At 39.7% G+C, this 26,193-nt stretch carries 24 protein-coding genes and 1 riboswitch; of the genes, 20 read left to right on the forward strand and 4 right to left on the reverse strand.

Going from position 1 to position 26,193, the window contains the following annotated elements; translation table 11 throughout:
• Positions 1 to 106: 106 nt before the first annotated feature.
• Positions 107 to 1,477 (reverse strand): tRNA uridine-5-carboxymethylaminomethyl(34) synthesis GTPase MnmE, encoded by a 1,371-nt coding sequence (mnmE, locus tag RWZ99_RS00105; RefSeq protein WP_314675606.1) that lies wholly within the window; start codon positions 1,475 to 1,477, stop codon positions 107 to 109.
• Between the two features lie 126 nt (positions 1,478 to 1,603).
• The gene (locus RWZ99_RS00110; protein WP_314675608.1) at positions 1,604 to 2,947 is read right to left on the reverse strand and encodes a sodium:alanine symporter family protein; all 1,344 of its coding nucleotides are present in this window, start codon (positions 2,945 to 2,947) and stop codon (positions 1,604 to 1,606) included.
• A gap of 96 nt (positions 2,948 to 3,043) precedes the next feature.
• A riboswitch (glycine riboswitch) is annotated at positions 3,044 to 3,150 on the reverse strand.
• Between the two features lie 315 nt (positions 3,151 to 3,465).
• On the opposite strand from RWZ99_RS00110, the gene pcrA reads away from it, so the two are divergent.
• From pcrA to RWZ99_RS00210, 20 genes are all read left to right on the forward strand, one after another.
• Positions 3,466 to 5,775, forward strand: a complete 2,310-nt coding sequence (gene pcrA / locus RWZ99_RS00115) for a DNA helicase PcrA (protein ID WP_314675609.1) — start codon at positions 3,466 to 3,468, stop codon at positions 5,773 to 5,775.
• A gap of 120 nt (positions 5,776 to 5,895) precedes the next feature.
• Positions 5,896 to 7,176 (forward strand): O-acetylhomoserine aminocarboxypropyltransferase/cysteine synthase family protein, encoded by a 1,281-nt coding sequence (locus tag RWZ99_RS00120; RefSeq protein ID WP_314675611.1) that lies wholly within the window; start codon positions 5,896 to 5,898, stop codon positions 7,174 to 7,176.
• A 64-nt stretch (positions 7,177 to 7,240) separates the two neighbouring features.
• Entirely contained in the window at positions 7,241 to 7,996 is a 756-nt protein-coding gene (locus RWZ99_RS00125) for an HAD-IIB family hydrolase (RefSeq protein WP_314675612.1), read from the forward strand.
• A 64-nt stretch (positions 7,997 to 8,060) separates the two neighbouring features.
• Positions 8,061 to 8,555 (forward strand): thiol peroxidase, encoded by a 495-nt coding sequence (gene tpx / locus RWZ99_RS00130; RefSeq protein ID WP_314675613.1) that lies wholly within the window; start codon positions 8,061 to 8,063, stop codon positions 8,553 to 8,555.
• Between the two features lie 124 nt (positions 8,556 to 8,679).
• Positions 8,680 to 9,300 (forward strand): restriction endonuclease subunit S, encoded by a 621-nt coding sequence (locus RWZ99_RS00135; protein WP_314675615.1) that lies wholly within the window; start codon positions 8,680 to 8,682, stop codon positions 9,298 to 9,300.
• An 88-nt stretch (positions 9,301 to 9,388) separates the two neighbouring features.
• Positions 9,389 to 9,622 carry a DUF1858 domain-containing protein gene (locus RWZ99_RS00140; protein ID WP_314675617.1) on the forward strand — a complete coding sequence of 78 codons (234 nt, stop codon included), beginning with the start codon at positions 9,389 to 9,391 and terminating at the stop codon, positions 9,620 to 9,622.
• Position 9,623: 1 nt separating this feature from the next.
• Positions 9,624 to 10,970 carry a DUF438 domain-containing protein gene (locus tag RWZ99_RS00145; protein ID WP_314675618.1) on the forward strand — a complete coding sequence of 449 codons (1,347 nt, stop codon included), beginning with the start codon at positions 9,624 to 9,626 and terminating at the stop codon, positions 10,968 to 10,970.
• 121 nt (positions 10,971 to 11,091) lie between these two features.
• Positions 11,092 to 11,973, forward strand: a complete 882-nt coding sequence (gene truB, locus RWZ99_RS00150; RefSeq protein ID WP_314675619.1) for a tRNA pseudouridine(55) synthase TruB — start codon at positions 11,092 to 11,094, stop codon at positions 11,971 to 11,973.
• Complete coding sequence (locus RWZ99_RS00155) at positions 11,970 to 12,881, forward strand: bifunctional riboflavin kinase/FAD synthetase (RefSeq protein ID WP_314675620.1); 912 nt, start codon at positions 11,970 to 11,972, stop codon at positions 12,879 to 12,881. The genes truB and RWZ99_RS00155 overlap by 4 nt, the downstream gene beginning before the upstream one ends.
• Positions 12,882 to 12,950: 69 nt before the next feature.
• The gene (locus RWZ99_RS00160; RefSeq protein ID WP_004182520.1) at positions 12,951 to 13,364 is read left to right on the forward strand and encodes a Spx/MgsR family RNA polymerase-binding regulatory protein; all 414 of its coding nucleotides are present in this window, start codon (positions 12,951 to 12,953) and stop codon (positions 13,362 to 13,364) included.
• Positions 13,357 to 13,638 carry a UPF0223 family protein gene (locus RWZ99_RS00165; protein WP_227278257.1) on the forward strand — a complete coding sequence of 94 codons (282 nt, stop codon included), beginning with the start codon at positions 13,357 to 13,359 and terminating at the stop codon, positions 13,636 to 13,638. The genes RWZ99_RS00160 and RWZ99_RS00165 overlap by 8 nt, the downstream gene beginning before the upstream one ends.
• Complete coding sequence (locus RWZ99_RS00170) at positions 13,628 to 14,395, forward strand: inositol monophosphatase family protein (RefSeq protein ID WP_314675621.1); 768 nt, start codon at positions 13,628 to 13,630, stop codon at positions 14,393 to 14,395. The genes RWZ99_RS00165 and RWZ99_RS00170 overlap by 11 nt, the downstream gene beginning before the upstream one ends.
• Before the next feature lie 80 nt (positions 14,396 to 14,475).
• Positions 14,476 to 15,786: an RsmF rRNA methyltransferase first C-terminal domain-containing protein gene (locus RWZ99_RS00175; protein WP_314675622.1), complete on the forward strand. Its 1,311-nt coding sequence runs from the start codon at positions 14,476 to 14,478 to the stop codon at positions 15,784 to 15,786.
• A 124-nt stretch (positions 15,787 to 15,910) separates the two neighbouring features.
• The gene (locus RWZ99_RS00180; RefSeq protein WP_314675623.1) at positions 15,911 to 16,786 is read left to right on the forward strand and encodes a phosphate ABC transporter substrate-binding protein PstS family protein; all 876 of its coding nucleotides are present in this window, start codon (positions 15,911 to 15,913) and stop codon (positions 16,784 to 16,786) included.
• A gap of 2 nt (positions 16,787 to 16,788) precedes the next feature.
• Positions 16,789 to 17,703 (forward strand): phosphate ABC transporter permease subunit PstC, encoded by a 915-nt coding sequence (gene pstC, locus RWZ99_RS00185; protein ID WP_314675625.1) that lies wholly within the window; start codon positions 16,789 to 16,791, stop codon positions 17,701 to 17,703.
• Positions 17,693 to 18,577 (forward strand): phosphate ABC transporter permease PstA, encoded by an 885-nt coding sequence (gene pstA, locus RWZ99_RS00190; protein WP_314675626.1) that lies wholly within the window; start codon positions 17,693 to 17,695, stop codon positions 18,575 to 18,577. The genes pstC and pstA overlap by 11 nt, the downstream gene beginning before the upstream one ends.
• 10 nt (positions 18,578 to 18,587) lie before the next feature.
• Positions 18,588 to 19,391, forward strand: coding sequence for a phosphate ABC transporter ATP-binding protein PstB (gene pstB, locus RWZ99_RS00195; protein WP_314675627.1), 804 nt, complete (start codon positions 18,588 to 18,590; stop codon positions 19,389 to 19,391).
• A gap of 12 nt (positions 19,392 to 19,403) precedes the next feature.
• Positions 19,404 to 20,162, forward strand: coding sequence for a phosphate ABC transporter ATP-binding protein PstB (gene pstB, locus RWZ99_RS00200; protein WP_314675628.1), 759 nt, complete (start codon positions 19,404 to 19,406; stop codon positions 20,160 to 20,162).
• Positions 20,163 to 20,189: 27 nt separating this feature from the next.
• The gene (gene phoU / locus RWZ99_RS00205; protein WP_314675755.1) at positions 20,190 to 20,843 is read left to right on the forward strand and encodes a phosphate signaling complex protein PhoU; all 654 of its coding nucleotides are present in this window, start codon (positions 20,190 to 20,192) and stop codon (positions 20,841 to 20,843) included.
• Between the two features lie 133 nt (positions 20,844 to 20,976).
• On the forward strand, positions 20,977 to 23,517 hold the full coding sequence (locus tag RWZ99_RS00210; RefSeq protein ID WP_314675630.1) for a M1 family metallopeptidase: 2,541 nt from the start codon (positions 20,977 to 20,979) through the stop codon (positions 23,515 to 23,517).
• Positions 23,518 to 23,679: 162 nt separating this feature from the next.
• Here the strand turns inward: RWZ99_RS00210 and xerS are convergent, their stop codons facing one another.
• The gene (gene xerS, locus RWZ99_RS00215; RefSeq protein ID WP_314675632.1) at positions 23,680 to 24,750 is read right to left on the reverse strand and encodes a tyrosine recombinase XerS; all 1,071 of its coding nucleotides are present in this window, start codon (positions 24,748 to 24,750) and stop codon (positions 23,680 to 23,682) included.
• A gap of 263 nt (positions 24,751 to 25,013) precedes the next feature.
• The gene (locus RWZ99_RS00220) at positions 25,014 to 26,003 is read right to left on the reverse strand and encodes a lipoate--protein ligase (RefSeq protein ID WP_314675633.1); all 990 of its coding nucleotides are present in this window, start codon (positions 26,001 to 26,003) and stop codon (positions 25,014 to 25,016) included.
• Positions 26,004 to 26,193 lie beyond the last annotated feature (190 nt).

Raw genomic sequence — 26,193 nt, forward strand, 5'->3', positions numbered from 1 at the left:
ATTATATGGTATTAATCAGATTAAATTTACATAAATAAATTTCTGTACCATATCAGCATAAAATAAAAAGATAGCAATCTATCTTTTTACATAATTTAAGTTACGTTTACTTACCGAGACAGAACTGACTAAAGAGTTGAGTAATAAGCTCATCGGGTGCGGCGTCACCTGTAATTTCGCCAAGAATTTCCCATGTGCGAGTCATATCAACTTGTAGTAGGTCAACAGGCATTCCTAATTCAAGACCTTGATTAACGGCTTCAAGACTTTCGAGCGCCTTTTCAATGAGTGAAATATGACGTGCATTTGAGAGATAAGTAGCATCTTTTTCCACTAAGCCAGCATTATCAAAGAAGAGTTGGTTGATGCGATCTTCGATTTTGTCAATGTTTTCATTTTTGAGGACTGAAATTGGGATTACATTTTCAGGAAGCTCTTCAAGCTGGATAGCTTGTGGAAGGTCCGTCTTATTTAAGAGAATGATTCGGTTACTATTTTGGCTGATGTCAAGCAAGGTACGGTCTTGATCGGTAAGTGGTTCAGAGCTATTAAGCACAAGAAGGACCAAATCAGCTTCTTCAAGAGCCTTTTTAGAACGCTCAACACCAATTTTTTCGACCACATCATCTGTGTCACGAATACCAGCGGTATCGATTAACTTAAGAGGAACTCCCTTGATATTAACGTATTCTTCAATAACATCACGGGTAGTACCTTCAATATCAGTAACGATGGCTTTCTCCTCACGTAGGAGATTGTTGAGCAGACTTGATTTTCCGACATTTGGGCGACCAATGATTGCCGTAGAAAGACCTTCTCGTAAGATTTTCCCTCGTTTTGCAGTTGCAAGAAGATTTTCCAAGAGAGCATGGAACTCTTGAGTTTTCTCACGGACTAGATTTGTGGTAACTTCTTCAACATCATCATACTCTGGGTAATCAATATTTACTTCGACTTGTGCCAAAGTATTAAGGATTTCTTGGCGAGTGTTGTTAATGAGATTTTTAAGTGAACCATCTAACTGAGAGACGGCAACAGCCATAGCCTTATCAGTTTTAGCACGAATCAAATCCATGACAGCTTCAGCCTGGGTTAAATCTACCCGTCCATTTAAGAAGGCACGTTTGGTAAATTCCCCTGGTTCAGCCATACGAGCACCAGAACGGATTAGGAGTTGAAGGATTTCATTGGTAACAGCGACACCACCATGTGTGTTGATTTCCACGACATCCTCGCGTGTAAAGGTCTTTGGTGCACGCATAACACTGACCATGACTTCATCAATAATTTCATCATTTTCGACGATATGGCCATAATTGATAGTATGTGAAGTAACAGATTCTAGATTTTTTCCTTTGAAAACCTTATTAGCAATAGCAATAGCATCACTTCCTGACAAGCGGACGATACCGATAGCACCTTCACCTAAGGGAGTTGAGATAGCAGTAATAGTATCAAATTCTTTGGTAATTGACATAGTTTTTCCTTTGGATTTATTCTTTACAAGTTTTAAAATGATTTAATTTCATTGTAACTCAAATAAGCAGTAGTAGCAAGGATTGGTGCTGTTAAAGACAAGAAAAAAGAGCCTGGGCTCTTTTCTTTATTTATGACGTTCAAAATATGATTTAGTCTCTTTGAAAATAATTGGTGAAAGGACTAGGAGGGCAATCAAGTTAGGCAATGCCATCAAGCCGTTTACGATATCCGCAATTTTCCAAACAACATCAAGTGTTAGGTAACCACCAAGAGCGACCATGACTACAAAGACAAGGCGATAGAGTGGAAGAAACTTAGTTGATTTAAAGATAAACTCGCAACAGCGTTCACCATAGTATGACCAACCTAAAATAGTGGTGAAAGCAAAGAGTACCAAAGAAACTGTCAAGGCAATCTCACCAAAAGTTCCGAAAACAGATGAGAAGGCCGCCTGTGTTAATGGTGCGCCTTCAAGGGTACTTGACCATTGACCAGTAACAAGTATAGCAAGGCCAGTAAGTGTACAGATGATAATCGTATCAATGAAAGTACCAGTCATAGAAATCAAACCTTGTTCAACAGGTTCTTCTGTCTTAGCTGCTGCAGCGGCGATAGGAGCTGACCCAAGACCTGACTCATTTGAGAATACCCCACGCGCAATACCTAGTCGCATAGCGGCCATAACCGTTGCTCCAGCGAAACCACCTACCGCAGCTTTTCCAGTAAAGGCAGATTGGAAGACCATTTCGAGCACTGGAAGAAGCTGGTTAAAGTTTGTAAAGATAACGACAAGAGCTGCCAAGATGTAGATTGCAGCCATGAATGGGACAACTTTTTCAGAAACCTTAGAGATTGATTGGATACCACCAAAGATGATAGCAGCGGTGATAAGGGCTAATAGGATACTAACAATTTTCGGTGACCAATCAAAGCTATTTTGAAGTGAGGCAGTAATTGAGTTGACCTGAGAAAAGGTACCAATACCCAACCATGCCACAAGCACACCAGCAAAGGCAAAGAAGTAAGCTAAGGGTTTAGCAATTATTTGCCATTTCCCTTTAAAACCATTGGTAATATAGTACATTGGACCTCCAGAGACATTCCCCTGATCGTCAAGTGTACGGAATTTGATAGCCAAAAGTCCTTCGGCATATTTAGTTGCCATACCAAAGAAGGCAGCAATCCACATCCAGAAAAGGGCACCAGGTCCACCAGTCTTAATGGCTGTTGCAACCCCAACAATATTACCAGTACCGACAGTTGCGGCAAGGGCTGTCGCAAGGGCTGCAAAACTAGAAATATCACCTTCCCCTTTATCTTCAGCAAAGATAAGTTTAAAAGCTTTAGGAAGACGAATGACTTGCAAAAGTCCAAGACGAAGCGTAAGGTAAATCCCAGTTCCTACAAGAAGGACCAAAAGGGGTGGACCCCAGACAAAATCATCAATGGTAGTAAAAAAGTCTAACATGAATGTAACAATCTCCTTTAACCGAGACGTCAAAAAAGAGGTTTGGCTTAACCAGACCTCTGAGAATACAAAGCTATTACTACAAGTAAAAAACTTGCGATGCTTTCTGTCCTTTTACCTGAGAGTTTCGGGTATTATCCCTTGCCCCTTCGGTGTCTTGTTTACAGCTAAGGCTGCTTCAAGATCTCTCCAGAAGTCCGTCAATCACCAGTCTTCCTGATGACATCACTCGGTTTTTATTTTATTGTGTTTCTATCTTATCGAAAAAACCGAACACTGTCAACATATAATTTCATTATGCACCATAAAAATCCGAATATTTAGCTTTCAATTTATCATTTTTTATAGTTTTCAATCTCTCAAAAAGCAGGTAATATCACCCTTTTTATTAAGCTGATCCCATAGCATAAACAAACAGTTTTCCACTCAAATATTTTCTTTCTATTGCGAATAGACTCTGCATTTTCATCTGAAAAATGATAAAATAGTAGAGCTTATTTTTGAGAATGGAGAATATGATGAACCCATTATTAACTGGTATGAATGATAAACAGGCCGAAGCAGTCCAAACGACTGAAGGTCCTCTTTTGATTATGGCTGGTGCAGGATCAGGTAAGACTCGTGTACTTACCCATCGCATTGCCTACCTTATCGATGAAAAAATGATCAATCCTTGGAATATTTTGGCCATTACCTTTACCAATAAGGCTGCCCGTGAAATGCGTGAACGTGCAATGGCTTTAAATCCTGCAACTTCAGAAACCTTGATTGCGACCTTCCATAGCATGTGTGTGCGAATCCTCCGTCGTGAAGCGGATCATATTGGCTACAACAGAAACTTTACTATCGTAGATCCAGGAGAACAACGTACCTTGATGAAGCGTATTCTCAAGAATCTCAACTTAGATCCTAAGAAGTGGAATGAACGTGCCATTTTAGGGACCATTTCTAACGCCAAAAATGACCTCTTGGATGAGGTGGCTTATGAGCATCAAGCTGGTGACATGTATACGCAAATCGTAGCCAAATGTTACAAGGCCTATCAAGAAGAACTTCGTCGTAGTGAGGCCATGGATTTCGACGATTTGATTATGATGACTATTCGTCTCTTTGATAAAAATCCTGATGTGCTCGCTTATTATCAGCAACGTTATCAGTACATTCACGTAGATGAGTATCAAGATACCAACCATGCTCAATATCAATTGGTGAAACTCCTTGCTTCTCGCTTTAAGAATATCTGTGTCGTGGGTGATGCCGACCAATCAATCTATGGTTGGCGTGGAGCAGATATGCAGAACATTCTTGATTTTGAGAAGGACTATCCTGAAGCTAAGGTTGTCCTTTTGGAAGAAAATTACCGTTCTACCAAGAAAATTCTCCAAGCGGCTAACGAGGTGATTAAGAACAACCGCAATCGTCGACCTAAGAAACTATGGACTCAAAATGATGACGGTGAACAAATCGTTTATTACCGTGCTAATGACGAGCGTGATGAAGCTGTATTCGTAGCTTCAACAATAGATAATGTCGTCCGTGAAGAAGGCAAGAATTTTAAAGACTTCGCTGTCCTCTACCGTACCAATGCTCAGTCTCGTACTATTGAGGAAGCCTTGCTCAAGTCTAATATTCCTTATACAATGGTTGGAGGGACAAAATTCTACAGCCGTAAAGAGATTCGTGATGTTATTTCTTATTTGAACTTGATTGCCAATCCTGCGGATAATATTAGTTTTGAACGTGTCGTCAATGAACCTAAACGTGGAGTTGGGCCTGGCACACTCGAAAAGATTCGTAACTTTGCCTATGAGCAAAACATGAGTCTCCTGGATGCTTCAGCTAATATTATGTTGTCACCTATTAAGGGGAAAGCAGCACAAGGCGTTTACGATTTCGCTAACACGATTCTGAACCTACGTGATCAGTTGGATGGACTAAGCATTACTGAGACTGTAGAAGCTATTTTAGACAAGTCTGGTTATCTGGATGCTCTGTCCATGCAACAAACGCTTGAAAGCCAAGCACGCATTGAAAATATCGAAGAGTTCATGTCCGTAACCAAGAATTTCGACGAGACTAATACAGATGAAACTGAAGACGAGACAGGCATTGACCGTTTAGGCCGTTTCTTGAACGATTTGGCTTTGATTGCTGATACAGACGATAGTGATGTCGAAGCAGCAGAAGTAACCTTAATGACCCTCCACGCCGCCAAAGGGCTTGAATTCCCAGTTGTCTTTCTAATTGGTATGGAAGAAGGCGTCTTCCCTTTGTCTCGTGCCTCAGAAGAGCCAGATGAACTCGAAGAAGAGCGTCGTTTGGCTTACGTAGGGATTACACGAGCTGAAGAGATTCTTTTCCTAACCAATGCCAATACTCGGACCCTTTTTGGTAAGACTAATTACAATCGTCCAAGTCGTTTCTTGCGAGAGATTTCAGATGATTTATTGCAATATCAAGGTTTGGCACGTCCTGCTAATTCATCCTTTGGCGTTCGTTTTACGAAGGAAGAACCTACACAATTTGGCCAAGGCATGAGCTTACAACAAGCTCTTCAAACTAGAAAAGCAAATGCACAACCTCAAAGAGCCACTGCTGTTCAGCCAGGTTCAAAAGCTATTGGCGGACTTCCTTTTGGAAAAACTCCAGACTCTGGCAACACAACTACAGATTGGGAAATCGGAGATATTGCCCACCACAAGAAGTGGGGAGATGGTACAGTCCTAGAAGTAACTGGAAGCGGAAAAACGCAAGAACTTAAGATTAAATTCTCAGAAGTGGGACTTAAAAAAGTTTTGGCAAGCGTAGCACCTATCGAAAAGAAATAGAAAAGGACCATTCGGTCCTTTTTATAAGCCCTACCTATCACTTTGATAAAAAATATCTATTAGACAGCTAGTTTTACTCGGTGTAGAATGAAGGCAACATTTGTTTTGGAGGACTCCCTTATGTCACGAGAATTTTCATTTGAAACCTTACAATTACACGCTGGACAAGCACCTGATAAGGAAACAAAATCACGTGCTGTTCCGATTTATCAAACGACTTCATATGTTTTTGATGATGCCCAAGAGGCAGAAGATCTCTTTGCCCTTAGAAAGCCTGGTAATATTTACACCCGTATTACTAATCCAACAGTAGCAGTACTTGAAGAACGTATTGCAGCTCTTGAAGGTGGTGTTGGTGCCTTGGCTACAGCTTCAGGTATGGCTGCTATCACCTATACCATCCTTGGCTTGGCTCATGCTGGCGACCATGTTGTTGCTGCGACAACCCTTTATGGCGGAACCTTCAATCTCTTAAAAGAAACACTTCCACGCTACGGTATCACAACAACATTTGTAGATGTTGAGAAACCTGAAGAAGTTGAAGCTGCCATCAAAGATAATACCAAATTTGTCTTGATTGAGTCTTTGGGTAATCCACTCATCAACATTCCTGATTTCGAAAAGATTGCTGAAATTGCTCACAGTCATAAGATTCCATTGGTCTCTGACAACACATTTGGAACTCCATATCTTATCAATGTCTTCTCTCATGGTGTAGATATCGTGGTCCACTCTGCGACTAAGTTTATCGGTGGACATGGAACAACTATCGGAGGCCTCATCGTCGACTCTGGGAAATTTGATTGGGAAGCATCAGGTAAATTCCCACAATTAGTCGATGAAGACCCATCTTATCATAATATCAGCTATACGCGTGATGTCGGTGCAGCAGCATTTGTAACTGCCCTTCGTACCCAACTTTTGCGCGACACAGGAGCCGCCTTGGCACCTTTTAATGCATTCTTACTCTTACAAGGCCTCGAGACACTTTCACTTCGTGTGGAACGTCACGTAGAAAATACTAAGAAAATTGTGGACTTTTTGGAAAATCATCCTAAGGTTGAAAAAGTTAACTATCCTGGATTACCTTCAAGTCCTTACTATGACTTAGCGCAAAAATACTTCCCTAAAGGACCAGGTTCTATTTTCACTTTCCATGTTAAAGGTGGACAAGACGAAGCACGTACAGTCATTGATAACCTTGAAATCTTCTCAGATTTAGCCAACGTTGCTGATGCAAAATCTTTGGTTGTTCACCCTGCTACAACAACTCACCAACAATTAGCGGAATCAGATTTACTGGCATGTGGTATCACTCCAAATCAAATTCGTCTCTCAGTTGGATTGGAAAATGCTGATGACTTGATTGAAGATTTAAAACTAGCTCTTGATAAAATTTAACGAGTATTTTAATACTTTGGATTTCAACCAGCACTTTAGCTGGTTTTTTTGTTATACTATCTCTATGAAATTTGTTTTTGATTTAGATGGAACACTGTGTTTTGATGGCATGACTATGTCAAAAAGGCTACAAAAGGTCCTTTTAACAGCTCCTAAGTATGGACATGATATTATTTTTGCAACTGCACGTTCCTATAGAGACTGTCTTAGCATTTTAGAAGGAGAATTAAATAAATTAACGGTAGTGGGTCTAAACGGGGGAGAAGTCTTTCAAGATGGTTATTTAGTATCGCAATACACTATCCCAACAAAAGCTCTTACGACAATCGTTGATTACTGTAACACTTTTAATTTGCCTTATTTTATTGATGATACATTTAATTATGCTATTCAAAATCCTGAGCAAATCCCTTTCTTATCAAATGTTGACCCTTTAAATAAAGCAACTATTTTACCAGTTCAAGAACTTAATAAGCCGATCAAAGTTGTCATCCCACTTGTAGAGCACGAAGATCTACGTGAAGACCTAATCTTTAATCTAAACAAACTGGATTGTTTAGATCTTAGTTATCATGATATCGAAAGATGTCTTTACATTAATCCTAAGGGAGTTACCAAGGCAAGTACTGTTCTTAACCATTTCGGTAAGGATTTTGTAGCTTTTGGGAATGACCAAAATGATATTCCTCTTTTCAAGAATGCTATATATGGTGTGCAAGTTGGTGATTTTCCCTACCTAAAAGACTTTGCGGATGAAATCATTCCAGCAGATAATACAGTAATTGCTGAAAAAATAAAACTTCTGTTTGAAAAATTCTAAACAAATGCTTAGGCTTATCTCAATATTTACAGTACAATAGTTAAAAAAGTATTGGAGGACTAGTATGCCTACATTTATAGGAAAACAAGTAACAGTAGCTGAAGACAAACAACTTCAAGTTGGAGATAGCTTGCGAGATTTTAACTTAACAGCTACAGATTTGAGTCAAAAATCACTTTCAGAATTCGACGGTAAGAAAAAAGTTATCTCTATCGTTCCATCAATCGATACTGGTATCTGCTCAACGCAAACACGTACCTTTAACAAGGAATTGTCAGAACTGGATGATACCGTTGTAATTACTATTTCAGTGGACCTGCCATTTGCACAAGCTCGTTGGTGTGGTGCTGAGGGTCTTGAAAATGCCATCATGCTTTCTGACTACTATGACAATAGTTTCGGAAAAGCTTATGGGGTTCTAATCGAAGAATGGCACTTGTTAGCGCGTGCAGTTTTAGTTGCAGATGCTGATAACAAGATTACCTATGTTGAGTATTTGGACAATATCAATTCAGATCCAAACTATGAAGCAGCAGTGGCAGCTGTTAAAAGCTTGTAATTAAGGGACTTAGGTCTCTTTTTTTGCCTTTATTACAGTTTTTCCTTGCAAAAGTATTATCTTCTTGCTATTATTGTATAGCAATACTCAATATAGATACTGAAATATAAAAAAAGGAGATTCAATGTCTGAAAAAGAAAGACCTCAACTTATTATCGATTACGAAGATAATACAGACAAACTCGTTCGTTTAGGCGATGTTGTCGATCAATTTAAAGGAAAAGCCGTTCCTGCTAAGGCAGAACCTGGCGAATTTGCAGTGATTAACCTATCGGATATGACAACCAATGGCATTGCCTACGATAACCTAAAGACGTTTTCTGAAGAACGCCGAAAATTATTACGCTTTCTTTTAGAAGACGGTGATGTCCTTATTGCTTCTAAGGGAACGGTTCAGAAAGTTGCTGTTTTCGAAGATCAAGGCAAGCGTGAAGTCGTCGCTTCATCAAATATCACAGTGCTTCGTCCCAAAGAGAAACTCCGTGGTTTCTACATCAAATTCTTTCTTGAAACTGAAATTGGGCGTGCCTATTTAGATTATGCTGATAAGGGAAAGGCTGTTCTAAATTTGTCAACAGCTGACCTCTTGGATATTAAAATTCCTGAGATACCAATTGTTAAGCAAGATTATCAGATTGCTGCCTACTTACGTGGTCGTGCCGATTACCATCGTAAGATGGTTCGGGCAGAGCAGGAGTGGGAAAATATCCAGCAAAATGTTACAGAAGCCCTATTTGGGAATTAACAAAGACCAACAAACTAAGATTTGTTGGTCTTTTTTTCATTATTCTCGTGTATAATGGTAGTAGTAAATATGTTATTAGGAGGTCGTTATGACTACCAACACTATAGATTTATCACAACCTGTTGCAACAATCATTAAAGAGCATCCAGAGGTTAAGGAATTACTGATTGACCTCGGTTTCAAGCCCTTGTCCAACCCAGCTATGCTAAATACTGTCGGTAAGGTAACAAGTCTAAAGGCTGGATCTAAGTTAGCAAATATTCCCTTATCTAAAATTAAGCAAACCTTACTGTTCAATGGTTATGACGTCATCGGAGACTAACATGGAAAATAATCGTATTCAAATACTTAAAGAAATTCTCCTAGATTTGCATCATGGAGCTAGTCCCGAAAGTGTTCAAGAGCGCTTCAATCAACACTTCAAGGGTGTATCAGCTCTTGAAATCTCTATGATGGAGCATGAACTGATGGCATCTGAAGATGGGGTTACTTTCGAAGATGTAATGAGTCTCTGTAATGTCCATGCTAACTTATTTAAAGGGGCAATTGCAGATGTCGAAGTGGCAGATGCTGATCAAGAAGGCCACCCTGTCTATGTTTTCAAGCAGGAAAATCTAGCACTTCGTTCAGCCATACTTCGTATCCGTCGTATCATAGAAAACATCAGTAAACCTGAAAATGAGCCCTTTAAATCTGATTTACTCAACGGACTTAAACATCAGATGACTTTACTTGGGCAATTCCATAATCATTATACGCGTAAAGAAAAGCTTTTCTTTCCTATTATGGAGCGTTATGGTCATGATTCACCTCCAAAGGTTATGTGGGGAGTAGATGACGATATCCGAAAACTCTTTCGAGATGCAGAGGCTAAACTTCAAGAACTTTCGGACGCAGATATTGAAGAATTCTCAAAAGCATTCGAAACTTTTTCGGAAGAATTTGAAGCCATGATTTTCAAAGAAGAGGCTATCTTACTAATGATTCTGCTTGAAACCTTCACGCAAGATGATTGGCTTTCGATTGCCGAGGAAAGCGATGCCTACGGATATGCAATTATAAAACCCTCAGCTGTCTGGAAACCTAAGCGTGAGAGTTTTGAAGAGGACAATACGGAGACTTCTCAAGAACAGTCTAGGACAAAGACTGATGAGAATACAGGAAATACTAGAATTATCGATACCCCTGAGGGTCAATTCACTATCACCTTCACACCAAAAACCAAAAATGAATCTGTCGTCAATAGAGAAACCACTCAGCCCTTTGGTAATGGTTACCTTTCTGTGGAACAGGCTAATCTCATTCTTAATCATCTCCCTTTGGAAATTACTTTTGTTAATAAAGATGATGTTTTCCAATACTACAATGATAATGTCCCAGCAGATGAGATGGTCTTTAAACGAACACCTAGTCAAATTGGACGAAATGTTGAGCTTTGTCATCCACCAAAAGTACTTGATAAGGTCAAGAAAATCTTTGACTTACTTAGAAGTGGGGAGCGTGACCAAGTACCAATGTGGTTCAAGTCTGAACGTTTAGGAAAATTTGTCTACGTTACCTATGCTGCTGTCAGGGATGACCAGGGGGATTTTCAAGGTGTCTTAGAATATGTGCAAGATATTCAACCTTTCTTTGAATTGGAAAGTGATCTAAATAGAGATATCGATTAAAAAGAACAAGAAGTCCTGCGATTGCTTATCATTATAAATTATAAGAGGTTAGAGATTTTGCTCTCTACCTCTTTATGTTTCTACCTAGCTCTTTAGGATTGCTTTTGATATAATTAAAAGTATGATTTCAGGAATTATTAATCTAAAAAAAGAGGCTGGAATGACCAGTCATGATGCTGTTTTTAAACTACGCAAAATATTACATGAGAAAAAAATTGGACACGGCGGAACTCTTGATCCAGATGTTACTGGTGTTCTACCAATAGCAGTTGGAAAAGCTACTCGTGTTATTGAATACATGACTGAAGCAGGTAAAGTCTATGAAGGCGAAATTACTATTGGATTTTCGACAACTACCGAGGATGCTAGTGGTGAAGTCGTCCAAATAACACCGATAACAGAACTAGATGGAGAAACTGTTGACAAGGTCATGGAGACTTTTGAGGGCCAAATCACACAAATTCCACCTATGTACTCTGCGGTAAAGGTCAATGGTAAGAAACTTTACGAGTATGCACGCGCTGGCCAAGAAGTCGAACGTCCTCAACGTCAGGTAAAGATTACCGAGTTTGTTCGTACCTCACCTATTAAGTTAGAAAACGGCACTGCAAGATTCACCTTCCGTGTTGCTTGTAGTAAGGGAACCTATGTCCGCACCTTATCTGTCGATCTGGGTGCTAAACTAGGCTATGCTAGCCATATGTCTGCTTTGCGTCGGACAGCTTCTGCAGGTTTAACACTAGATTCAGCCCTAAGCCTGTCACAAATTTCAGAAATGGTAGAAGCAGGAGACCAGTCCTTCCTACTCCCTATCGAATTTGGTGTTCAGGACCTGCCAGCTGTACAAATCACTGAAGAAGATGCCAAAGAAATCTCATTTGGGCGCTTTATTGCAATCGATAGCAAAGAGCCTTTAGTTGCCGCCTTTTTGGGCGACAAAGTTCTAGCTATTATGGAAAAACGAAATCAAGTCTATAAACCTAGAAAAGTATTAAGTCAATGAAAGTAACGCCGATAAACGATTATAAAGATATCCATCAGGATAAGGAAACCGTCCTGGTCTTAGGGTATTTCGATGCTCTTCATCGTGGTCACAAGGTCCTATTTGATAAGGCGCGCCAGATTGCTGATGAAAAACAGCTTGAAGTAGCTGTCCTTACCTTTAACGAGAGTCCTCAACTGACTTTCCAACGCTATACAGATGATCTCCTTCTGCATATTACAGCACCTCAAAGACGTTGCGATCTTTTTAAAGCATATGGCACAGACCAACTTTATTTAACAGATTTCAATAGTGATTTTGCTCGAACAAGTTCAGATGACTTTATTGCACGTTATATCAAACGTCTAAAAGCTCAAGAGATTGTGGTAGGCTTCGATTACAAGTTCGGACACCATCGAACTGATGCGGACTATTTAGCCCGTAATTTTTCTGGTACTGTTCATGTCATTGAGGAACAACAAAGTGATGGCGAAAAGATTTCATCAACGCGCATTCGTCAATTAATCCGAGAAGGCAATGTGAAAGAGGCTAATAATCTCTTAGGCCATGAGTTCTCTACGCGAGGCATCGTGGTACATGGTGATGCGCGTGGTAGGACTATTGGTTTTCCAACAGCAAATCTAGCACCTATCGATAGGACCTTCCTACCAGCAGATGGTGTCTATGTCGCCGATGTCGTAATTGATGGTAAACGCTATCGTTCCATGACTAGCCTAGGAAAAAATATCACTTTTGGTGGTACAGAGTTACGTCTTGAAGCCAATATCTTTGATTTTGAAGGTGATATTTATGGAAAAACAATCGAAGTTTTCTGGTTAGATTATATCCGTGATATGATCAAATTCAATAATATAGATGAGCTATGCGACCAACTAGAAGCGGATAAAAAAATCGCAGAAAAATTTTAAGAAAGCGTAGCCAAAACTAATCAAATAATGTATAATGTTTAGGAATGTTAAAGTGAAAGGGGTGTTTGCATGGTAACTTTATTTTTATCACCTAGCTGCACCAGCTGTAGGAAAGCACGAGCCTGGTTGACCAATCATGAAGTTGCTTTTGACGAACACAATATCATCACGAGTCCATTAACTCACGATGAGTTGATGAAGATTTTGTCCTATACGGAAAATGGTACTGAAGATATCATTTCAACTCGCTCCAAAGTCTTTCAGAAATTGAATATCGATGTGGATGATTTGACAATTAAGGAACTCATTCAATTGATTTCTGAATATCCAAATCTTCTTCGTCGACCTATCATTATGGATAACAAACGTATGCAAATCGGTTTTAACGAAGATGAAATTCGTGCCTTTTTGCCTCGTGATTATAGAAAGCAAGAACTGCGTCAAGCGACCATTCGTGCTGAAATTGAGGGTAATAATGACTAAAGGAAATTATTCCTACCCACTCGATCCATCATGGAGCACTGAGGAAATTACCACAGTGCTTCATTTTTTGAGTCAGGTAGAAAAAGCATACGAGAGTAAAGTTGACCGTGACCAGCTCTTGCAGGCCTATAAGGCGTTTAAAACAGTTGTTCCAGGAAAAGCACCTGAAAAGCAACTAGACAAGGCCTTCGAAGAAGCTAGTGGTTTTTCAACCTATCAAGCTGTCAAAGCCGCTAAAGCAAAAGAAAAAGGATTTGTAACACTTGGAAAATAAACTTGTTTTTGCCAAAGAAATCATCAAGGAAGCTGGGGCCTTTATTAAAGAAAGTTTGAGTAAAACAATCACGGTAGAGGAAAAGTCTGCTTTCGATGATTTAGTAACTAATATTGATAAACAAACGCAAGATTTACTGGTAGCGCACATCAAATCAGCTTTCCCATCAGACCATATTTTTGCTGAAGAAAATGGCATGGTTCATGATATCAAAGACGGGAACGTCTGGGTCTTGGATCCTATTGATGGTACAGTCAATTTTATCGTTCAACAGGATAATTTTTGTGTCATGATTGCCTACTACGAAGAGGGGCAGGGAAAATTTGGCCTAATATACAACGTTATGGCTGACAAGCTTTTCTATGGTGGGGGTCAGTTTGATGTATACTGCAACGATAAATTGCTTCCAGTATATAAGAGACGTCCTTTGGATCGTTGTCTAGTAGGTAGTAACGCTGCTATGTACGCTAACAATTACCATGGCTTAAAAGAGCTCATTGACAAAACTTTGGGTGTTAGAGTTTATGGTGGTGCTGGTCTAAGTATGTCTAAGGTTCTTTCTGGTCAAATTTTAGCTTACTTTTCAGTAATTTACCCATGGGATTACGCTGCAGCAAGCATTATGGGAGAAAAATTGGGCTACCAACTTGAAACCATTACTGGAGAATCACTTGATTATTCTAGTCGCCAAGCTGTGATGCTGGTTCCTAAAGATAGACTCGAAGAAATCAGAGATATTCTTAGCTCAGAAAATTAACTTAAAAACATATACCATACTGGACAAATTAGAACATCAAGTTCTCTTGGTTGGTCCAGTTTTTTGATAGAAAGGAAACTATGCAATTTCCATCAGATTTTGTAGAAAAATATAAAGACTTACTTGGTACTGAAGCGGAGGACTTCTTTGCATCTTTTGATCAAGAAGCCGTTTCCGCCTACCGTACTAACCCTCTTAAAAAGCAACAGAAAGATTATCCTGATGCCATTTCTGGAACACCTTGGGGGCATTACGGTAAAATTTCAGGAAAATCTTCTGACCACGCGACTGGCTTAGTATATTCTCAAGAACCAGCTGCTCAAATGGTTGCTCAAGTGGCAGCTCCATCAAAAGGAAGCCGTGTGCTAGATTTAGCAGCAGCACCAGGCGGAAAGTCCACGCATCTCCTAAGCTACCTGGATAACACCGGTCTACTCGTCAGCAATGAAATCAATCCCAAGCGTAGCAAGATTCTAGTTGAGAATATTGAGCGATTCGGTGCTAAAAATGTTGTTGTGACTAATACGTCAGCTGATAAACTAGCCAAAGTTTTCAAGAATTATTTCGATACGATTGTCTTTGATGGACCATGTTCTGGAGAAGGGATGTTCCGTAAGGACCCTGATGCAATACAGTATTGGCATAAGGAATATCCGAGTGAGCTGGCACAATTGCAGAAGGACATCCTAACAGATGGTTTGAAGATGTTAGCCCCAGGAGGACAATTAGTTTACTCAACATGTACCTGGTCTCCTGAGGAAAATGAAGGTGTTGTTGCTTGGATTTTAGAGAATTACCCTGACCTTGAATTGGTGGCAATCCCTAAATTGAACGGGATGAGTGATGGGATTGATTTTCCAGAAACAGCTCGAATGTATCCACACCATTTCAAAGGTGAGGGTCAGTTTGTGGCAAAATTCCAGGATAAGCGCTTGCCAGAGGAGTCACGTATTAAAGAGGGAAAATCTAACCTCAACAAGGAGCAAAAACAGCTCTGGGATGATTTTGTTAAGAATCATCTTAAGACGCCTCTAGACGGTTTACTCCAAGTCTTTGGCGACAACCTCTATCTACTTCCCAAGGGACTACCAGATCTTTCCAAAGTAAAAATCGCTCGCAATGGCTTGCATCTTGGTATCTTCAAGAAAAAACGTTTTGAGCCAAGTTTTGCACTTGGAATTACTTTAACTTCGGATGAAGTAGCCTCAAGTATAGAGCTAAATCAAGAACAATTTGCACAGTATGCCTCTGGTAATGTAATTACACTTGACCAAACGTTAGCGAACGGTTGGTATCAACTTTTGGTAGATGGTAATGGATTTGGCTTTGCCAAGGTTGTTGGAAATACTGTAAAAAACTACTATCCTAAAGGATTGAGATTCCATATTTAAGACCTGTAATCAAAGTTTAATATGACTAAATTATCCTAGACTTGGTATAATTAATTAAGTGCCTTTTAACAGCATATATTTAAGGCATTAGTTAAATTTTGTTACAACATGTCGGAGGACAAAAATGAAAAAAACAAAAGTCCTTGCAGTGATTTTATCACTGGCAATGGCCATGCTAATCTTAACTGGTTGCGCCTCTTGGATTGACCGTGGCCAGTCCATTACAGCAGTTGGTTCTACAGCCCTTCAACCCTTAGTAGAAGCAGCAGCAGATGGTTTCACTGAAAAGAACCCTGAAATTGTGGTTAACGTCCAAGGAGGCGGTTCTGGTACTGGACTTTCCCAAGTTCAATCAGGTGCTGTTGAAATTGGGAATAGTGATCTCTTCGCTGAGGAAAAATCTGGGATTGATGCCAGTAAGCTCGTTGACTTTCAAGTTGCCGTTGCAGGTATTGCAATTATCACTAATCAGAAAGTACCCGTTGATAATTTGACAACAGAACAACTTCGCAAAATCTTCACTGGAGAAATCACAAACTGGAAACAGCTGGGTGGGGAGGATTTGGATATTACTATCATTAACCGTGCAGCTAGCTCAGGATCACGCGCAACTTTCGATGCTGTGATTATGGATGGCAAATCACCAATCCGTACCCAGGAGCAAGATTCTAACGGAATGGTTAAGTCAATTGTCGCTCAGACACCAGGCGCTATTTCATACCTATCATTTGCTTATCTTGATGATTCTGTTAAAACATTGAAACTAAATGGTTTTGAACCTAATGCGAAAAATGTTGCGACTAACGATTGGCCTATTTGGTCCTACGAGCATATGTATACTAAAGGACAACCTGATAGCTACACCAAACAATTCTTAGACTACATGATGAGTGATGAGGTTCAAGAAAATATCGTTGCAAAAATGGGATACATTCCAATTCACAGTATGAAAGTTACTAAGGATGCTGACGGTAAGGTTACAAAGAAGAGTGAGGAGTAAGCATGAAAAACGAAGAATTGGTGAAACAATTAACTTCACCCTCTAAAAATTCACGCCTCGAGAAATTTGGTAAAATAATCACTTTCCTTTGCCTGGCCCTGATTGTTTTCATTGTAGCAATGATCTTACTTTTCGTTGCTCAAAAAGGCTTGGCGACTTTCTTTGTTAATAAAGTCAGCTTAGTCGAGTTTCTCTTTAGTGGCGTTTGGTCACCGTCTGAAGGAAAATTTGGGGCTCTGCCAATGATCTTAGGGTCATTTGTGGTTACCTTACTTTCAGCCTTGGTTGCAACTCCATTTGCCATTGGCGCAGCCATCTTTATGACTGAGATTTCTCCCAAGGGAGCTAAATTCCTACAACCCGCGATTGAACTCTTAGTTGGGATTCCATCTGTTGTTTACGGATTCATTGGTCTGCAGGTCGTGGTTCCATTCGTTCGCTTCATTTTTGGTGGGACAGGTTTTGGTATCCTTTCAGGTACCTTTGTCTTGTTTGTCATGATTCTACCAACCGTAACCTTTATGACAACAGATACACTTCGTGCAGTGCCACGTTATTATCGTGAAGCTAGTCTTGCCATGGGAGCTACTCGCTGGCAAACTATTTGGCGTGTTACACTTAATGCGGCTAAACCAGGTATTTTCACGGCCGTTATCTTTGGTATGGCCCGTGCCTTTGGTGAGGCTCTTGCCATTCAGATGGTTGTCGGAAATTCCGCTGTGATTCCAACGTCTTTAACGACACCAGCAGCAACATTGACCTCTGTATTGACTATGGGAATCGGAAATACAGTCATGGGAACCGTTTCAAACAATGTCCTTTGGTCACTTGCCTTGGTGCTCTTATTGATGAGTCTTGGTTTCAATATGTTAGTGAAATTTATTACCCGTGAGAGAAAGAGAAATTATGAACGCTAAAAAAGTCGATAAAATTGCAATCAGCACGCTCTATGTGATTGCTGGCATTATTGTAACAATCCTAGCAGCCTTGATTCTCTATATCTTGGTTCGGGGGATTCCACACATCAGTTGGTCATTCTTGACTAGTAGATCGTCATCTTACAAAGCTGGCGGAGGAATTGGGGTTCAACTCTACAATTCATTCTTCCTTTTGGTTATTACTTTAATTATTTCGGTTCCTCTTTCAATGGGAGCTGGTATCTTCCTATCAGAATATGCCAAAAAAGGTCGGCTCACCAACTTTGTCCGTACCTGTATTGAAATCCTTTCTTCACTGCCTTCAGTGGTGGTCGGACTCTTTGGTTATTTAATTTTCGTTGTACAATTTCAGTACGGATTTTCAATCCTTTCAGGTGCCTTGGCATTGACTGTCTTTAACTTGCCACAAATGACTCGTACCGTTGAAGATAGTTTACGCACAGTTCACCACACTCAACGTGAAGCAGGTCTTGCCTTAGGTTTGTCTAGATGGGAAACTATCTGTCACGTTGTTGTTCCTGAGGCTTTGCCTGGTATTGTAACTGGAATTGTCCTTGCTTCTGGACGTATTTTTGGGGAAGCAGCAGCACTTATTTACACAGCAGGGCAATCTGCACCAGCACCTAACTGGAGCGACTGGAATCCGCTTAGCATATCTAGTCCAATCTCAATTTTCCGTCAAGCTGAGACACTTGCTGTTCACATCTGGAAGGTCAACTCAGAAGGTACGACACCTGACGCCACTGCAGTGTCTGCTGGTTCAGCAGCAGTGCTCTTGATTTTCATTTTGATTTTCAACTTTGGTGCACGTCGTTTGGGAGCTTACCTCCATAAGAAATTAACATCCGCTTAAAGGAGTTATCATGACAAAATACAATTGGGACGAGCGTCATATTATCACCTTCCCAGAGAAGAAGCTCGCTCTTGAAACCAAGGATTTGCATGTCTACTATGGTCAAAAAGAAGCCATCAAAGGTATTGATATGCAATTCGAGAAAAATAAAATCACTGCCCTCATCGGTCCCTCAGGATGTGGGAAATCTACCTTTCTTCGTAGCCTAAACCGCATGAATGATACTATTGATATTGCCAAGGTTACTGGACAAATCCTTTATGAAGGAGTTGATGTCAATGCAAGTAATATCAATGTTTATGAAATGCGCAAACACATTGGAATGGTCTTTCAACGTCCAAACCCATTTGCCAAGTCTATCTATAAAAACATTACCTTTGCTCATGAACGTAAAGGTGTGAGAGATAAGCAAACTTTGGATGAGATTGTTGAAACATCACTTAAACAAGCGGGACTTTGGGAACAAGTTAAAGATGATCTTCATAAGTCAGCTTTTACCCTCTCTGGTGGTCAGCAACAACGTCTTTGTATCGCAAGAGCTATCGCCGTTAAACCACAGATCCTTCTTATGGATGAGCCAGCAGCTTCATTAGACCCTGTAGCTACCATGCAACTAGAAGAAACCATGTTTGAGCTGAAAGAAGATTACTCCATTATTATCGTTACGCACAATATGCAACAAGCAGCGCGTGCCAGTGATTATACAGCATTTTTCTACCTTGGTGATCTAATCGAATATGATGAAACCAAGAAAATTTTCCAAGATGCTGCTCTACAGTCAACCAACGACTATGTATCAGGACGCTTTGGATAGAAAGGAGCACTTATGACTGAACCAATCATTTCAATTAATGATTTATCGGTATATTTCAATAAGAAAAAAGCCCTTAATAACGTTACTATGGATTTCTATCCAAAAGAAATCACAGCTCTTATCGGGCCATCTGGATCAGGGAAATCAACCTTGCTTCGATCTATCAACAGAATGTGGGACTTAAATCCTGAATGCACACTTACTGGTGCAGTTTCTTACAACGGCCACAATGTCTACAGTCCTCGAACAGATACCGTTGAACTCCGTAAAGAAATCGGTATGGTCTTCCAACAACCCAATCCCTTCCCTATGTCTATATATGAGAACGTTGTCTATGGCCTTCGTATCAATGGTATCAAAGATAAGGCGGTTCTTGACAAGGCAGTGGAAGAATCTCTAAAAGGAGCTTCAATCTGGGAGGAGGTTAAAGACCGACTTCATGACTCAGCACTTGGACTCTCAGGTGGGCAACAACAACGGGTCTGTATTGCGCGTGTACTTGCCACCTCACCAAAGGTTATTCTTCTTGACGAACCAACATCTGCGCTAGACCCTATTTCCGCTGGTAAGATTGAAGAAACACTCTATAACCTTAAAGATCAATACACCTTGTTGCTTGTTACACGTTCTATGCAACAGGCAAGCCGGATATCACAACGAACAGCCTTTTTCCTCGATGGAGAACTTATTGAATATTCATCAACAAAAGACATGTTCCTAAATCCAAAACATAAAGAAACAGAAGATTATATTACCGGTAAATTCGGTTAAGAAAGGACGGATTCATTAACAATTATGATGTTACGAACACCCTTCGAAGAAGAATTAGAAAAGCTCCACAACCAATTTTATGCCATGGGTACTGAAGTTGCCGCACAGCTCAAAAAAGCCGTGCGTGCTTTCACCAGCCATGACCGTGAATTGGCTAAAGAAGTTATTGAAAACGATGAGATTGTCAATAACTACGAAACCAAACTTGAGAAAAAATCACTTGAAATTATTGCCCTCCAGCAACCTGTATCAAGTGATTTACGTACTGTAATCACTGCATTAAAAGCATCTAGTGATGTCGAGCGTATGGGGGACCATGCGGTTGCCATCGCTAAAGCAACCATCCGTATTAAAGGTGAAGTACGACTAACTGAGATTGAATCCGAGATCAAAAAAATGGGGAAAGCAGTCCGTCAGATGGTTGAAGAAGCTCTGGAAGTCTACTTAAATAGTGACGAAAAACGTGCTTATGAAATCGCAGCTTCAGATGAAATTATTGACAACTTTTTCCGTGATATCCAAGCTATGACCGTAGAAGGTGTCCGCAAAAATCCAGATGCAGCATTTGCTGCCAAAGAGTATTTCCAAGTACTCACGTACCTCGAACGTATTGGTGATTATGCCCGTAATCTTTGTGAGTGGGTCGTCTACCTCAAGTCTGGGAAAATCATTGAATTATAGGCAAAGATTGCAATCTATGTTATAATGAGTCTGTATTGAATAATTCAGGCTCTTTTCTTTTGTAAAAGTTCCTGAAGTCGAAACATATGTCAGTCTGTTTCGATACGAAAAGTTAGATTAGGAGTATTTACATATGACAACATCTGTTGCTCGTTTTATCGAAAGTTTCATCCCTGAAAATTATAATCTTTTCTTAGACATTAATCGTTCTGAAAAGACCTTTACAGGGAATGTTGCCATTACAGGTGAAGCCCTTGATAATCATATCTCCCTTCACCAAAAAGACCTTACCATTAATTCAGTTCTCTTGGACAATGAATCCTTGAACTTCCAAATGGATGATGCCAATGAGGCTTTTCATATTGAGCTTCCAGAAACTGGGGTTCTAACAATTTTCATTGAATTTTCTGGTCGCATCACAGATAATATGACTGGTATTTATCCATCATATTACACTTACAATGGCGAAAAGAAGGAGATTATTTCAACACAGTTTGAATCACATTTCGCCCGCGAAGCTTTCCCTTCTGTCGATGAACCAGAAGCAAAAGCAACTTTTGATCTCTCATTGAAATTTGACGCTGAAGAAGGCGATACTGCCTTGTCAAACATGCCAGAAATCAATAGTCATTTGCGTGAAGAAACTGGAGTTTGGACATTCGAGACAACACCTCGCATGTCCACATACCTTCTCGCCTTTGGCTTCGGTGCTCTCCAAGGTAAAACAGCCAAAACAAAAAATGGCACTGAAGTTGGGGTCTTCGCTACAGTTGCACAAGCAGAAAATAGCGTTGACTTCGCTCTTGATATTGCCGTTCGTGTCATCGACTTCTACGAAGACTACTTCCAAGTCAAGTATCCTATCCCATTATCATACCACCTTGCTCTTCCTGACTTCTCAGCGGGCGCTATGGAAAACTGGGGTCTTGTTACCTATCGTGAAGTTTACCTCCTTGTAGATGAAAATAGCTCAGCTGCAAGCCGCCAACAAGTTGCCCTAGTTGTTGCCCACGAATTGGCTCACCAATGGTTCGGTAACCTTGTTACCATGAAATGGTGGGATGATTTATGGCTTAACGAAAGTTTCGCCAACATGATGGAGTATGTTTCAGTGGATGCTATTGAACCAAGCTGGAATATCTTTGAAGATTTCCAAACAACTGGTGTACCTCATGCTCTTCAACGTGACGCAACAGACGGCGTACAGTCTGTCCACATGGAAGTCAATCATCCAGACGAGATTAATACCCTCTTTGATAGTGCCATCGTTTATGCCAAAGGTAGTCGTCTTATGCATATGCTCCGCCGTTGGTTGGGCGATGAAGCCTTTGCCAAAGGACTTAAAGCTTACTTCGAAAAACACCAATATAACAATACTGTTGGACGTGACCTTTGGAATGCTCTTTCAGATGCTTCAGGTAAGGATGTCTCTAGCTTCATGGATACATGGTTAGAGCAACCAGGTTACCCAGTGGTTAGTGCAGAAGTTGTTGATGATACGCTTATCCTTAGTCAAAAACAATTCTTCATTGGTGACCATGAAGACAAAGGACGCCTCTGGGAAATCCCATTGAATACAAACTGGAATGGACTTCCAGATACACTTTCAGAAGAGCGTATTGAGATTCCAAATTATAGCCAGCTTGTTGCTGAAAATAATGGAGCTCTCCGTCTTAATACAGCAAATACAGCACATTACATCACAGACTATCAAGGTCAACTCTTGGACGATATCTTAGAAGATTTTGCAAACCTTGATACTGTAAGTAAACTTCAAATTTTACAAGAACGTCGTCTTCTAGCAGAAAGTGGACGTATCTCATATGCAAGTCTAGTTGCTCTTCTTGATCTTGTTGAAAAGGAAGAAAGCTTCTTGATTGCTCAAGCTAAATCTCAAATCCTTGCTGGTTTGAAACGCTTTATTGATGAAGATTCAGAAGCAGAAGTACATTATAAAGCCTTGGTACGTCGTCAATTCCAAAATGACTTTGAACGCCTTGGTTTCGACGCCAAAGAAGGGGAGTCTGATGAAGACGAAATGGTCCGTCAAACTGCTCTTAGCTACTTGATCCAAGCAGACTATCAACCAGCAGTCCTTGCAGCTGCAAGTATTTTCCAAGCTCATAAAGAAAACATCGAAAGCATCCCAGCAAGTGTTCGTGGTCTTGTCCTCATCAACCAAATGAAACAAGAAAACAGTCTTTCTCTTGTTGAAGAGTATGTCAATGCATACGTGGCAACAAACGACAGTAACTTCCGTCGTCAATTGACTCAAGCACTTTCATACCTTAAAAATCAAGAAGGTCTTGACTACGTACTAGCTCATCTTAAAGATAAAAACGTTGTTAAACCACAAGATTTGTATCTCTGGTATATGAACTTCCTCAGCAAATCTTTTGCTCAAGAAACCATTTGGAACTGGGCTAAAGAAAACTGGGATTGGATTAAAGCAGCCCTTGGTGGTGATATGAGCTTTGATAGCTTTGTTAATATCCCAGCAGGAATCTTTAAAACACAAGAACGTCTAGACCAGTATATTGCATTCTTCGAGCCACAAACAAGTGACAAAGCTTTGGAACGTAATATCTTGATGGGCATTAAAACAATTGCTGCACGCGTAGACTTGATTGAAAAAGAAAAAGCTGCGGTTGAATCAGCTCTTAAAGATTATTAATATACAAAACAAGCTTTCCATAAAGGAGAGTTTGTTTTTGTATATAATCATTTACATAATTTTAGTTCTGTTAATAACCAAAGAACAAAATAATATAAACATAATTAAAATTATGTAAAATATAAGCAACCACGCCAAATCGGAATGGTTATCATTAGTTAATTATAAATTATCTAGAGCATTTTTTTGCTCATCATTGACGATATGGGTATAAAGATCCGTGACCTGAGTGGAAGCATGACCAAGTTGATGACTAACTAAAACTTGAGACTTAGTAGCATCATAAAGACGTGTCGCCAGAGTATGACGTAGTTTGTGGGGAGTTACACGAATTTTGAAATCCTGAGAATATTTAGCAACCATTTTTTCGATACTTGAAGCATCAATACGATTTGGAACCCCTCGATATTCTGTTAAAAATAGGGCAAGGTCTTGTTTTTCAGCCTTATAGCGTTTATCACGTATGCTAAGATAATTTTCAAGATATGGTCTAGCAAAACTTGCCACATTAACTGAGTCCCGTTTGCCACCTTTTCGAGTGACGTCAATGACCATCATTTTTAAATTGATATCTTTAAGGTCCATATTAACAGCTTCAGAGAGTCGAACGCCTGAAGCCAGTAGCAAGGCAATGATGGCTAAATCACGCTCTTTATTCTTATAAAACGATGATTTAGCACGATTTGAGAGCTTGACTTCGTATTCATTTTCAACATAATCAAGGAATTCCATGGTTTCATCGCCTAGAAAAAGTTTCTGTTTGATATTCTCAGCACGTGCAGCCAAGGTTTCTTTCTTTTTCTTAGTCGAAACTTTTTTCATGACGTTACGATAAAAATACGGTTCACCATCAGGTCCCTCGACCTCCTCAGTTAAATACTTATAGAGACTAGATAGAGCTGAAAGCGTACGATTAATGGTTGTTTGAGAGACTCCCTGTTTCTTGGAATATGTATTTAAAGATGGACGTTCACGTAGATAGAGGACAAATGACTCCATATCTTTTTTAGTTAGATTTTCCAAGGTTTTGATATCAATTGAGGCAATATCATCAGCATCTGAAATACCTGAGTCAATCAACCAGTCAAAAAAGCGTTTATATTCCTTGAGATATTCATATAAGGTTGTAAAAGAATACGGTACCGATAGTTTCGATTGATAATACTCCAAAACAAACCAAGGCATAAGGGATTTGTATTCTTCAATTTTTTCTAGTAAGAGTTCACGTTTCATTGGTTTTATTCTCCATAATTACTTAATAGAAGTATATCACACCCTTATCTTTCTTTCAAGAAAATTACAGTTTTTCGGAAAGATGTTATGAGGTGTTTTTCTGAAGAGCTTTCTAGGTTTGCTGGCCTATTGTAACAAAATGACTCACTTAGTCAATCATAAAGGGACTTTATAACTAAAATAATTTAAAACTTACGAATCATCTACAATAATTTTCGCATTAAAAAAACAACCTGGAGTTTTCCAGATTGTTCAACCAATGATTAAGCTACAATAGCTTTTGCAACCTCCTCGGTTGTCATGCGTGAGAAATAATGTGTTGTGTCAATGGTTTTGAGTTTAGCCAAGACATCTTCGTATTCGTAAGGTAGACCGATCAAAAGTTCTTCAATATCAGATACATCTCCAATACCAAAGAAATCTCCGTAAATTTTAACAGATTTGATAATTGAATTTTCAACATTGGCATAGGTTGAAATCTTACCAGCTGGGTAACGAACATTACGCTCTACCGTGTATTCTGGTGATTGACCGTATGTCCAGTCCCATGTATTGAATTGTTTCTCATAGGACTCTTGAATCTTTGCTAGTTCGTCTTCAGAAAGGATGTATTCGGTCATTTCTGGGTAGAATTCTTTCATTTTTTCCAAAATCTTATCTGAGAATTCATTTACAGTGATTTTTTCTGGCAATTCGTCTACAATGTTTGTCACACGAGCACGTACAGACTTAACACCTTTAGATTCAATTTTGTCTTTGCTGACTTTAAGGGCTTGACCAAGAACGGACATATTAACGTCAAAGAGCAAGCAACCATGGTGCATCATACGACCTTTATAGTAGGCTTGGGCATTTCCACAGAACTTCTTACCATCAATCTCAAGGTCGTTACGGCCAGTAAATTCAGCCTTAACTCCCAAATCAGCAAGTGTTGCGATTACCGGTTGAGAGAAAGTCTTAAAATCAAATGCACCTTCATCTGCCTTATTAGAGATGATAGTATAGTTAAGGTTGTTCAAATCGTGATAAACAGCGCCACCACCAGATAAACGGCGAACGACCTTAATATCATGAGCATCTGTATATTCTTTGTTAATCTCTTGAATGGTATTTTGGTGTTTACCAACAATGATAGCTGGACGGTTAATCCAGAGAATGAACAATTCATCTTCGTTTACCAATTCACGAAAGGCATAGGCTTCCAAAGCAATATTATAGGCAGGATCATTTGATGTGTTTACGATATATTTCATGAGGTCTCCTCTTGTAATGTGATACTTATATTATAATGGAAAACGGTGACAAAGTACACAAAGATACCTTGAGAGCAATTATTTTCTTGTTATAATAGTAAATAACAATGGCCTTTTACTCAGATGAATTTACAAATTTTCCACTTAGTCTTGATTTAACAGGCAAGAGCGAGAATTTTAAAATTACTAT

The sequence above is a fragment of the uncultured Streptococcus sp. genome, assembly GCF_963545685.1.
Taxonomy (GTDB): Bacteria; Bacillota; Bacilli; order Lactobacillales; family Streptococcaceae; genus Streptococcus.

Bases quoted from the DNA above. Each gene is read 5' to 3' on its own strand.
- mnmE (WP_314675606.1), bottom strand. From the start codon at position 1,477: ATGTCAATTACCAAAGAATTTGATACTATTACTGCTATCTCAACTCCC.
- RWZ99_RS00110 (WP_314675608.1), bottom strand. From the start codon at position 2,947: ATGTTAGACTTTTTTACTACCATTGATGATTTTGTCTGGGGTCCACCC.
- pcrA (WP_314675609.1), top strand. From the start codon at position 3,466: ATGAACCCATTATTAACTGGTATGAATGATAAACAGGCCGAAGCAGTC.
- RWZ99_RS00120 (WP_314675611.1), top strand. From the start codon at position 5,896: ATGTCACGAGAATTTTCATTTGAAACCTTACAATTACACGCTGGACAA.
- RWZ99_RS00125 (WP_314675612.1), top strand. From the start codon at position 7,241: ATGAAATTTGTTTTTGATTTAGATGGAACACTGTGTTTTGATGGCATG.
- tpx (WP_314675613.1), top strand. From the start codon at position 8,061: ATGCCTACATTTATAGGAAAACAAGTAACAGTAGCTGAAGACAAACAA.
- RWZ99_RS00135 (WP_314675615.1), top strand. From the start codon at position 8,680: ATGTCTGAAAAAGAAAGACCTCAACTTATTATCGATTACGAAGATAAT.
- RWZ99_RS00140 (WP_314675617.1), top strand. From the start codon at position 9,389: ATGACTACCAACACTATAGATTTATCACAACCTGTTGCAACAATCATT.
- RWZ99_RS00145 (WP_314675618.1), top strand. From the start codon at position 9,624: ATGGAAAATAATCGTATTCAAATACTTAAAGAAATTCTCCTAGATTTG.
- truB (WP_314675619.1), top strand. From the start codon at position 11,092: ATGATTTCAGGAATTATTAATCTAAAAAAAGAGGCTGGAATGACCAGT.
- RWZ99_RS00155 (WP_314675620.1), top strand. From the start codon at position 11,970: ATGAAAGTAACGCCGATAAACGATTATAAAGATATCCATCAGGATAAG.
- RWZ99_RS00160 (WP_004182520.1), top strand. From the start codon at position 12,951: ATGGTAACTTTATTTTTATCACCTAGCTGCACCAGCTGTAGGAAAGCA.
- RWZ99_RS00165 (WP_227278257.1), top strand. From the start codon at position 13,357: ATGACTAAAGGAAATTATTCCTACCCACTCGATCCATCATGGAGCACT.
- RWZ99_RS00175 (WP_314675622.1), top strand. From the start codon at position 14,476: ATGCAATTTCCATCAGATTTTGTAGAAAAATATAAAGACTTACTTGGT.
- RWZ99_RS00180 (WP_314675623.1), top strand. From the start codon at position 15,911: ATGAAAAAAACAAAAGTCCTTGCAGTGATTTTATCACTGGCAATGGCC.
- pstC (WP_314675625.1), top strand. From the start codon at position 16,789: ATGAAAAACGAAGAATTGGTGAAACAATTAACTTCACCCTCTAAAAAT.
- pstA (WP_314675626.1), top strand. From the start codon at position 17,693: ATGAACGCTAAAAAAGTCGATAAAATTGCAATCAGCACGCTCTATGTG.
- pstB (WP_314675627.1), top strand. From the start codon at position 18,588: ATGACAAAATACAATTGGGACGAGCGTCATATTATCACCTTCCCAGAG.
- pstB (WP_314675628.1), top strand. From the start codon at position 19,404: ATGACTGAACCAATCATTTCAATTAATGATTTATCGGTATATTTCAAT.
- phoU (WP_314675755.1), top strand. From the start codon at position 20,190: ATGTTACGAACACCCTTCGAAGAAGAATTAGAAAAGCTCCACAACCAA.
- RWZ99_RS00210 (WP_314675630.1), top strand. From the start codon at position 20,977: ATGACAACATCTGTTGCTCGTTTTATCGAAAGTTTCATCCCTGAAAAT.
- xerS (WP_314675632.1), bottom strand. From the start codon at position 24,750: ATGAAACGTGAACTCTTACTAGAAAAAATTGAAGAATACAAATCCCTT.
- RWZ99_RS00220 (WP_314675633.1), bottom strand. From the start codon at position 26,003: ATGAAATATATCGTAAACACATCAAATGATCCTGCCTATAATATTGCT.